Source organism: Metabacillus rhizolycopersici, from assembly GCF_020075705.1.
The window spans coordinates 1-10,073 of the sequence record NZ_JAIQUM010000118.1 but is presented as its reverse complement, the minus strand read 5'-3'; the positions used below and the strand labels follow the sequence as shown (position 1 = coordinate 10,073).

Below are 10,073 nucleotides of genomic sequence, written 5' to 3'. Positions count from 1 at the left end.
CATCATTTCCACCAAATCACGAAAACTTAAGTTGTACCGTAGGTACCATCTCACTGTTAATAAAATAATGTCAGGCTGATAATGTTTCCATTTGAATACATTTTGGTTTTCCATACTGATCATGCCCTTTTTTTAGAGTAATAGTATCAGTATGTCCAAAATTTAGAGATTAGTTGCAATTGCCCTGAAGTTTTTGCACCAGAACCGTAAAAGGTATTCGACACCGTTTGTCCACTATTCACCATTTTCTGAAAAAATTATTTCAGTTAGGTGTTATATCTTTTTCAATTTAAGGGCATGACTGTAACAAATAACTGCACTAAAAGGAGGGATTTCAGTGTTTGGAATGGGTAAAACACGAACCAAAATAGGGAAATGGCTAGATAAGTATGGAGTAAGTCAAGAATGGCTAGTGAAGAAAACAAAATTAGGGAGAAATACAGTAAGTCGTATTTGTTCGGATAAAGAATATTCGCCAAGAACGACAACGATCAAGAAGCTAATGAAGGCTATCAGAGAAATAGATCCGAATGCTAAGGCTGATGATTTCTTTGACATGTAGAAGCTATAATCTTATGTTTCAACTAAATTGGAATTATGTTGAGAGAGTTTTTCGAGAGTGCAATACATAATTTAGTTTATGAAATTATAAAAAAAGATGCCATATAGACATGGCATCTTAAGGAATTATTCAATATCTAATTCTTCTCGTAGAACTCTTTCCATATTTTGATTCTTATAGTTTCTAATAAATCTGTCCTTTTCTTCGTAGTTTTCTTCTTTTCTAAAGAATCCTACCTTCCTGACTCTAATGTGGTCTGGTTGTTTATTCCACTGATCTAAAGCTGCTTCTTCTAACTTATTATTTAATTTCATTTGTAGTAAGGCGTGATTTAACCGTTCGGTGCGAATTTCATCTTCTGTTTTAGGTTGAGGTAACAATGACGAAATTTTAGACATGGCTACCTGTTCAATTGTATTAGCAATTTCCTTTTGTGCTGCAATCAATTGGTCTTGCATTTTTGCTGACATTTTTCGGATAATGGCTTCCTCTATTTCTGAATAATTTAATGTTGGACTACTTTCCCCTTCCCATTCATCAGGAAATGGTCTAGTTTCAGTATATTTTGGTAAATTCTCGAAGATAACGTCTAATCGCCATTTTTCAGCTCTTTTTTGGTGTATAAAAACTCCAATTTCCAGATCCAATTCGTCATATATTTTTTCTCCAGCTGCACGGGATACATAATGTACGCCCATAGTTTCCAATTTATTAAACCATTTAGCAACTGTATTGTAATGAACTGAGCCATCTATATTTTCAGTTACTTTCTCTGCAAATTCAGTGATCTGCCAATATGTAGTATTTACGGGTTCATTCAACTCCGATTCCCTCCTCAATGATGAATCACAGATGATGAATGATTCACTGGTTAATCTCGCGTGATGATTCACACATTCTACTAATCTAATAATACAATCTTTTTTAGTGGTATTTCAATATTTATCTTTCATTCCATGAAGTGTTTATATCTTTAGCCATGACTAGTTGTTTTTCATTCGATCCTTTAACCAACTTCTAAGTTAAGCGCTTGTTTTTTGATTTGATAATTCATTTTAACTGGAAAATAATTACGTGTGATGGAATGAGGTCAATATAAAAATGAATTGTGATATCAAGCGCTTAGTGATTAATGACAATTGTTTCACTTGTAAGTGAATGAGCATTAATAGTTAATCACATCTTGGTGATAGGTGGTTAATATATAACTGAATGTGAATCACAAGTAATTTCGGGGTTCGTATTACAAATAATTCGATACAAGGGATCAACTTTTTGTTAAACACTAATTAATAACGTGGTATTCGTGATTAATCACAAAGGTTTAACGAGTGAATTCTCTGTAACAGGTGAAGCATTTTGATTTCGCAACTGGTGACTCACACATCACTAGTGATTAATAATAAAAGGTGTGATTTGGAATGAAATGCGAAGAATTGATTGAAAAACACTTTGTTGTATGAATTTTGATAAGGTTTCAGGATTTAAGTGAGTTTCCTAGGATATATCACGAAAGAATTGACCATTAAAAGAGAAACTAGGAGAGATAGAGGGGGATAGAGCAAAAAAGCACTGAATTAACAGTGCTTCAAATAAATTAATCATCTAGTTTATCAAAATCTAAACTATCTAAATCTACTTCATAATTTTCAGTATCAATTTCTTTTTCCTCTTTTGTAACAGCAACTTCATCTAATCCGAATTCTGATAGATCAATATCAAAGTCATCATCATCTAAATCATTACTTATAGACTCAATGGAAGAGGACTTGTAAACAACGGCTTTTTGTCTTTCTTGAAACTCATCAAACTCACTTACCAATCCTTTTGCCAATCTATTTGGGAGACCATCTGTTTTATAGAAAGTGTAAACCGTAGAGGAATGATCATTTTTTTCTTCTAGATAACCAGTAAACACTGTTCCACTTAAAGAAAATGTATTATTTTCAATGATATCAACGCGTGCATCATCGATAAAGGATGAACCAATTGATTTTTTCTCATCAAGAATGGCTAATAGACCGATATGGTGTACTTTAGATGCTACTGTCTCTCCAGTTTCTAGCTTATTTGTCAATTGGATAGGCTGGTGGAAACAGCTGCCTTCCATGGCTTTTATAAACATTTCTTTAATATCGTGACCATTTGTAATATCTTGCATTGGCTTACTTAATTTATTTACAACTAATGAACCCGTATTTTCAAGTATTATTCGTCTGAAATCTTCAGAGTCAAAGGTAACGCTTGTTCCGCCGCCAGTTGTAGCCGTGTTCAATTCATGAAATACCTCGCAAATTCTTTTATTCGCAAAATCCCTGTAGTTTTCTATGTCTCCACGTTCATTTTCAGGAAGTTGTTTAAACTCGTCATAGAAATATTGATTATCAGCGAATGTTACAAATGCAATCCCTTTCGTTTTATCCTTTGCGATCTTCCAGATTCGCTGGGCGAAATCATTCACTTGTCTAAGAGCATCTGGACCATCGGCACGAAGTGGAAGGGTGACAATAACACCAACTTTAATAAATTTACTTTCTGCACGTTGAACAGCTAATCTCATGTATTTTTTAATATTTTCTTTAAATTCCTTTGGTGCAATCTCACTTTGTAATTTAACTAGTTCCTGTTTAATAATTGGTTTATTATTGAACTCATAAAATTCTTCAAGTGCTTTTACTATAGTTGATGTACCTGTACCACCACCTAGGCCTGCAAAGAAAAGTACAAGGTCATCTGAAGGTCTAACACGTTCTTGAATGAAGGATTTTAATCGGTTGTTCACTTCCTGGTTTTCTTCTAATATTGTGATCGCTTTTTGTGGGTTTTTCCCTAATCCACCAAGATTTAAGGATACTCGATTCGATTCATTTACATGTTTTAGTCCTTTTAAATCACCGTCATTACTATTTAATGCTAAACAGTTGTAAACTGCTTTACCACTACCATCTTTTAATGCTGCAAATTCATCAACCATACGGGTTCCAGCTTGTCCAAAACCAACTAGTGTCATGTTAATTGCTGGTGTGTTCTTAGTGAAAGTTTTAGCCATTATTTATTCTCCTTTATTCTGTTTATTATTTCTTCAGTAATTTGCCATCCTCTATTTGACATGAAAAGAAACTTATAAGGTTTTACGGGTGTGTAGTATAGAAGGGACATATCTAAAAGTTTATCCACTATTCTTTCTGCTGCTTTCCTATCGATATTGGTAATTGTTTTCTGGTAGATAAATGTTTTCCCTTTAGGAACTCTCTCTTTACGCTCGATTTTTACATTTTCCACTATGTCATTAACTGTAACCCCTCTGATGTGACTCACTGTTTTTTGTTGCTCTTTTAAGCTTCGACCAACATAAATAAAGACTTTCCTAGATACAGGATCATTATTAATAATATCTGTAAATAAGTGAAGCACATCTTGTGGGAATAGCACATTCTTATGTATATCATGAAGTGTTGAATCCAAATTCACACCTCCTATTATTAATAGTTTACTATATATTACCTATATTACATTAATATAGTATCTATTTCAAGAAACTATATATAGATACTATAATTTTTTTTGAACCTAAAATTGATGATTATGCTTTATAAATAAAGGAAAATTCATGGTGTCTATATGTGAAAATAACGGGTCTGTTTTTATTTTTAATTAATTAAAATTTAATAAAAAATGAAACTAATTATATTAAAATTCAAGCTAATATCATATAAGCAGTGATTTTATTAAGAAATTGAGCTTTTTTTCTTAATAAAACTTAAATAGTATCTATATATAGAGACTATGAAATATTGTTTATATATCAATGATTTTTAATTATAAATACTAATTATTTTTTATAGAGACTATAATTAGTATTTATATATAGACACTATAAAATAATTATTTGAATTTATAATTATGTCTATTTTTATTCCGGAAATTCTGATTTTTCTCATTATATCCATACACTTTTGTATTTAGTATTAAGATGTTGATTATCACAAGTTAATCACTGATCACTAGTGATCACTCTTCATTTAACACTCCTTACCTCTGTGTTCATCACTTGTTCTTAATTATTATTATGAATCGATTTTATAGAGTGATTGTGAATAATCACCTTGTTAAGCACAAAAGGTGTTATTAATACTAAATGAGTCACATTCAAATTTTACAAATTAAAAAATGAAATATAAAAATACCCCATCACTAATAGTGATGGGGTAGGGAGACTTGTGAAATTAGAATTATTTTGTATTCTCTTTCAACCATTTAAGCATTTTTTCATCGTTCTTATTGTTTTGACGCTTATTTTCTTTTCTTAAATAACGAGAGAGGGTAGTATGAGAAATACCAATTTCTTCAGCAGTCTTTCTAATACTCATATTTAAACCATCAATCATATCTTTCATGGATTCAGGTGATAATTTAATATCCTCTTTTGCATCAAGATTAAAAGCTTGTTGTTCAATTTTGAGAGTTTTCGTTTGTTCATTCTTTTCTTCTACAGTTGAAGCAGGTTCTTTCAATTCAGAATTTGAATTGCTAGCCAACTTTTCATTTACTTCCGTTTGTAACAAGATATTGTTTTGGCTCATTTTGTTAATTTTTTCTAAAATAGTTGGATCTAATATCGCTTGGGAAGAGAGGTTTATATTTTCTTTGTATCCTTCGAGCAAGTTGTCTGTTGGATAAATGATAATACTGTAGTTGACCCAGTCCTTATACCAACCTTTTTTTCCTACTACAGTTTCATCAAAGGACTCTGCATACTCCCAATCCTTTATGACTCCATCTGTTTTAAAGTCATCCAATACATTCTCCAACTTATCTTTTTTGTCACTCCAGTTATAACGTATAGGAACATCCATCTCTTTTAATAACGTTGCTATTTTAAAAGGTTGAGTCATTTTTGATTTGAGCCGGATTCTCATTTTCCATTGTCGATCAATGTATCGTAGTAGCCGTTTATGTTCTTTTTGTGTTTGATGGCTATATTGAAAAATCTTGATGTGTAATAATCCAATCATCTGACTAGAGGCATTGATTAAAGGAGTGAGTATGGAAGTTGGTTTAATTTGTAACGCATAGATCCCTTGTGCCTCTCCTGAATTCTTATCATAGGCCACACGTATGGCCCCAATATCAAACATTTGCTTAAAATCTTGGAAATCATATTGTTTATCCTTTTGAGTTACTATCTTTCCTTCACTTAATGACACCCACATACTTGATAAAGCTACAACCCTTTTCATAATATTAAAACGATCCCGTTCACGAATGACCAACTCTTTTGCATTTTCTTCAGAGTATTGTATTTGCCTTAATCGTAAAGCGTCATTACTATGAAATTCAATATAACCTTCGTTGTTTTTAGGAGATACCAGCCAGAGATAGGTAATCAAGTCAAACAAATCAGCTGTCCATTCATCCAACGCATTATAAGCTGAGTCAATCAATTTCATCCAAAGATCTTCTTGATCTTGTTGCAATGCAAAATCCGTTGTTTGGGTGGGACGGAGTTCTGCCATTCCTCTAAAGTTGCCCTTATTATCAATTAGATCTGCAGCCAATTGTCCTGCTCCTCTTTCTTTAAATTCATTCTTTTTCGCTACAATTTTCCGTATCATATGGTAGTCATTATCCATACTGGTAAATAAATAATCCTGTTCCATAGTTTGGTCAATTGTTTTTTCGTTTAAACTGTGATTTACCTCTTCAGGAAATTCATTGTATAAAAAACTGGATATGTTAGCGTTAATGGTATCTGAGTACCTTAGAACAGCTTCTCTAATCATGTATTTTGTAATATTCTTTTGAAAATATAACCCTTCTGTAAGAAAAAAATACAATGCCTTAAAACTTGGACTCATTCCATTAGGAGGATATTGATTCCTGAACTCATCTTCAGTCATTTGATAGGCTTCTTTATGCCATTTATTAATTATTCTTGGCCGCTCTTCAAAAAGATATTTCGTTTCTTCAAATATAGCAATTTTTAATAATTGATACGGTAAAATTAATTGATCTTCAATTTCCGAATAATTGATTGTAATCAACATGGATATCCTCTACCTCTCGACTATGTTCTTATAACTGCTAGAAGGGGTGTATGTAGTAGTATTATGTTTTTGAATTAAATCTTCTACAGCTTCATCTAACAAGCGAGACATAGGGATACGTGTATTACCAGATAGGTCTTTTAGCTTTTTTAGTAAATTTGTATCAAGGGTATTTCCTATTCTTGTTCTAGTTTTTAAATCGCTCATTAAATCACTCCTTTTGAAAAATACGTACATAAACTTATATAAGTTTATAGTAATCTATTTAAACTATAAATGCACCACTAATTTGCACCACTTGGTCCAACCTGTGTCCCAAACTCCTCCAAAATGCACCGATATGACCTTTTCCGTCCAACTCGTGTAGAAAAAAACAGTTTTGCACCACTTTAATTGCACCGTTTATACAACTCCGTCCAACCCGTGTGTCAGAATAATCCTTGATACATAAGCATTTAGAGCGAAATTTTAAATTTCATATCATAAAAATGCACCACTCATTCGCACCATTTCGTCCAAACCGTGTGGAAAAAACGCACCATTCATTCACGCCATTTCGTCCAACCCGTGTGGAAAAAATGATCTCTTATTAAGAGAAAACATTGTTAAATAAACGTTTATGAGCCCTTGTTTCCAACATGCTAATACGGAAAAAATGGTGCATTTTTAGGGTTTTCGGTGCATTTTCTCGTCCAACCCGTGTAGTAAAAAAATTTAAAACTTTTTTTCAAACCCTTGGGGCACTTGACTTCAAGGGGCTTTTTTTTTTTGGTGCATTTTCTCTTAGAGAGCACACTTTTACAAAATCCGAGTTCGTTATAATTGATTTTCAGAGAAATGGTCGGAAAAACAAGAAATATTAGAGCGAAGAAGGTGAAATAGATGGGAATGGCTTCAATCCAAAATGTATCGGGTACTGTTATTTCAGCAGTAGAAATCATGCAGTTTATGACACATAATAGTTTGCTTTTATACAAGAAAAAGGGTTCTCGTGTTTCAAATGAGAGAATCATAGCCTATGAAGCAAAAGAAAAACATAATCCATACCATAAAGGCGTGGTCTTTGTTACACCGTCAAAAGACGATCTTGTTGAAGGGAAAGGGTATGTCGTTACATCCTATGAAACGCTTCAGGATAAAAGACAGTCATTATCCCACTGGACGCCTAATACATTTCGAGGTGGTACTTACTATAATTTTCAAAAAAGGATTATAAAAGGGCATACACGTGATAATTTGAAGCAAGTTAATGTGCTAGGGTTTGATCTGGATACAAAGGAAGTTGACCTTTATGCCCTTTATTTGGGCTGTGAAGAATTAGGATTACCTCGTCCAAATTTATTGTTAGAGACTCCTAGAGGATTTCAGTTCTTTTTCGTTTTGGATACACCTTTTTTTGTACATAAAAATAAAGATTATAAGTCTTTAAGAGTAGCAGAACGCTTATATGATAATGTTCGTAAAGCATTATCTACCTATGTACCAGTGGATACAAATTGTGCACCATTCGGGTTTTACCGAATTCCAAGAGAAGATAATGTTCTAGATTTTTATGATGAATCTGCTAATACAAGGGAATTACTTTCCTGGTCTAAGCATTTTGAAGAAAAAGAAAAAAGAGCTTCTTTACGTGTGATTTACAATAAGGACGGCTCAGAAATCGATCAAACGTCTTCAGACTGGTATCGTGCGCTTATATTTGCAACAGATATTGAAAGAGGTCATAACAGCGCGAGCCGTAATAATGCACTAATGACACTTGCACTTGCTAACTATGCTAGTAATCGTCCATTTGAAGAAGCCTATGACGAACTCGATCAATTTAACAGCAATTTGAACTTTCCGTTACAGAAAAGTGAATTTGAACGTACTCTGAAGAGTGCCTATTCTGGTAAATATAAGGGTGTTAAACGTTCTTATGTTGAAGGATTACTAGAGATTTGGACAGATGGACAAGCTCAATTTCAGGGGAAGGAAGGGTGGTATAAATTCAAAAAGCCACGTGAAGAACGTGTGCGATCTCATTATGAAGAATGGGAAGAAGATATCCTTGCCTATTTAGAGAGCCATACAAGCCCTGAAATGCCATTTCTAGAGGGTTCTTTAAATATTCTTGCAAAGAGCCTAGGTTTAGCTGTTTCAACCCTAAAGGAAGTTCTGAAACGTTCTAGCAAGCTTATTAAGCGTACAGTTGGTCGTGGGAGAGGTGCTGTCACAAAACTTGCGAGCCGTTCTATGATGTTTAGAAGCTTGTTACAGTTACGCAAGAAACGATTGCAGCAAGCTCAATTGACATTTGCTGAATTATTACCTGAACCAAATGAATTTGCACGTACATTGAAATTACCAGCACTAGATACAGAATTGCTAATTTATGAACTAGATATTTTGTATAGGGCTAGTGCATCTCCACCTGTTAGAAAATCTGGTTAAATTAATGAGCCAATCTGCCAATACATATCTATATTCTCCTGTCTTGAATGCTTCGGTATTGATTATGATCTTTGTTAGGGTCTTTAAGGATGGGGCTCTAGTTTTTCTTAGAATTTAATCTCGATATGAATTTATGATGTGTTGTCTATTATTAGTTATTAGATTATACCTATTTTAGCTTTGATTACGAGTAAACAACTGGATTGTTATTGTGTGAATTGAGATTATGTTGAAATAAACTATATACATAATCTTATTCATTAGAATGATTGGTTTTAGTATTATTAAAATAATTTACTATTTTGTATGAACAACTTAAAAGTGTACTGAAATATTGATTATTTTATATTTAAGAGGGACAGTACGAAAATAAAAGAAAAGGGAATTTATAGGAGGATTATCACAACTAAGAAAATTATAGAAAGGGTATATGGAATCATTTTCCAGTAAATTCATTGTCAAACAAATGTACGGGTAGTAGACTAATAGTGTGTTAAAAATTAACATAAATAGAATAGATTTAAATACGTAAATAAAAACATAATTAATTTACTTTTTATTTGCGGTTTAAATTTCACATTATCCCACTTATACAAGGGCGGATTGGCTCCTGTTTATTCTCGTAGCAGGTAGAAGACCTCGCCTATACTACGTAAACATAGCCGAGGTCTTCTACCACTCGTCTAAAGGCGGAGCCAATTCAATGTATAAGTGGGTGGTGTAGATGCTGTATTTAGAGATTGGAGGGAGATAAGGGGTAGGTTAAGAGATAAGTTCAAGATCAAGAGATAAGTTCAAGATCAAGAGATAAGTTCAAGATCAAGAGATAAGTTCAAGATCAAGAGATAAGTTCAAGATCAAGAGATAAGTTCAAGATCAAGAGATAAGTTCAAGATCAAGGGATAGTTCAAGGTCAAGGGATAAGTTCAAGGTCAAGGGATAAGTTCAAGGTCAAGGGATAAGTTCAAGGTCAAGGGATAAGTTCAAGGTCAAGGGATAAGTTCAAGGTCAAGGGATAAGTTCAAGGTCAA

7 protein-coding genes and 1 pseudogene are annotated in these 10,073 nt (G+C 33.1%); 2 read left to right on the top strand and 6 right to left on the bottom strand.

The features are described from left to right. Window positions 1-114, bottom strand: a pseudogene (locus K9V48_RS25710) (IS6 family transposase); the annotation flags it as partial. A gap of 232 nt (window positions 115-346) precedes the next feature. Here K9V48_RS25710 and K9V48_RS25705 point away from each other — a divergent pair. Further along, window positions 347-562 carry a helix-turn-helix domain-containing protein gene (locus K9V48_RS25705; RefSeq protein WP_263432953.1) on the top strand — a complete coding sequence of 72 codons (216 nt, stop codon included), beginning with the start codon at window positions 347-349 and terminating at the stop codon, window positions 560-562. Window positions 563-687: 125 nt separating this feature from the next. On the opposite strand, the gene K9V48_RS25700 is transcribed toward K9V48_RS25705, so the two are convergent. From K9V48_RS25700 to K9V48_RS25680, 5 genes are all read right to left on the bottom strand, one after another. After that, window positions 688-1,383: a hypothetical protein gene (locus tag K9V48_RS25700; protein ID WP_224141941.1), complete on the bottom strand. Its 696-nt coding sequence runs from the start codon at window positions 1,381-1,383 to the stop codon at window positions 688-690. Between the two features lie 776 nt (window positions 1,384-2,159). Continuing rightward, a complete protein-coding gene (locus K9V48_RS25695) occupies window positions 2,160-3,611 on the bottom strand; it encodes a cell division protein FtsZ (protein ID WP_224141940.1) in 1,452 nt (483 codons plus the stop codon). Continuing rightward, window positions 3,611-4,027, bottom strand: a complete 417-nt coding sequence (locus K9V48_RS25690; protein WP_224141939.1) for a hypothetical protein — start codon at window positions 4,025-4,027, stop codon at window positions 3,611-3,613. Before K9V48_RS25690 ends, K9V48_RS25695 begins: the two co-directional genes overlap by 1 nt. A gap of 767 nt (window positions 4,028-4,794) precedes the next feature. Next, window positions 4,795-6,609: a hypothetical protein gene (locus K9V48_RS25685; RefSeq protein WP_224141938.1), complete on the bottom strand. Its 1,815-nt coding sequence runs from the start codon at window positions 6,607-6,609 to the stop codon at window positions 4,795-4,797. 9 nt (window positions 6,610-6,618) lie between these two features. Continuing rightward, entirely contained in the window at window positions 6,619-6,816 is a 198-nt protein-coding gene (locus K9V48_RS25680) for a ribbon-helix-helix domain-containing protein (protein ID WP_224141937.1), read from the bottom strand. Window positions 6,817-7,491: 675 nt separating this feature from the next. Here K9V48_RS25680 and K9V48_RS25675 point away from each other — a divergent pair. Further along, window positions 7,492-9,042, top strand: a complete 1,551-nt coding sequence (locus tag K9V48_RS25675; RefSeq protein WP_224141936.1) for a primase C-terminal domain-containing protein — start codon at window positions 7,492-7,494, stop codon at window positions 9,040-9,042. The last annotated feature ends 1,031 nt before the right edge of the window (window positions 9,043-10,073 follow it).

Coding starts and splice junctions, on each gene's coding strand:
- K9V48_RS25705 (WP_263432953.1), top strand. CDS start 347: ATGGGTAAAACACGAACCAAAATAGGGAAATGGCTAGATAAGTATGGA.
- K9V48_RS25695 (WP_224141940.1), bottom strand. CDS start 3,611: ATGGCTAAAACTTTCACTAAGAACACACCAGCAATTAACATGACACTA.
- K9V48_RS25685 (WP_224141938.1), bottom strand. CDS start 6,609: ATGTTGATTACAATCAATTATTCGGAAATTGAAGATCAATTAATTTTA.
- K9V48_RS25680 (WP_224141937.1), bottom strand. CDS start 6,816: ATGAGCGATTTAAAAACTAGAACAAGAATAGGAAATACCCTTGATACA.
- K9V48_RS25675 (WP_224141936.1), top strand. CDS start 7,492: ATGGGAATGGCTTCAATCCAAAATGTATCGGGTACTGTTATTTCAGCA.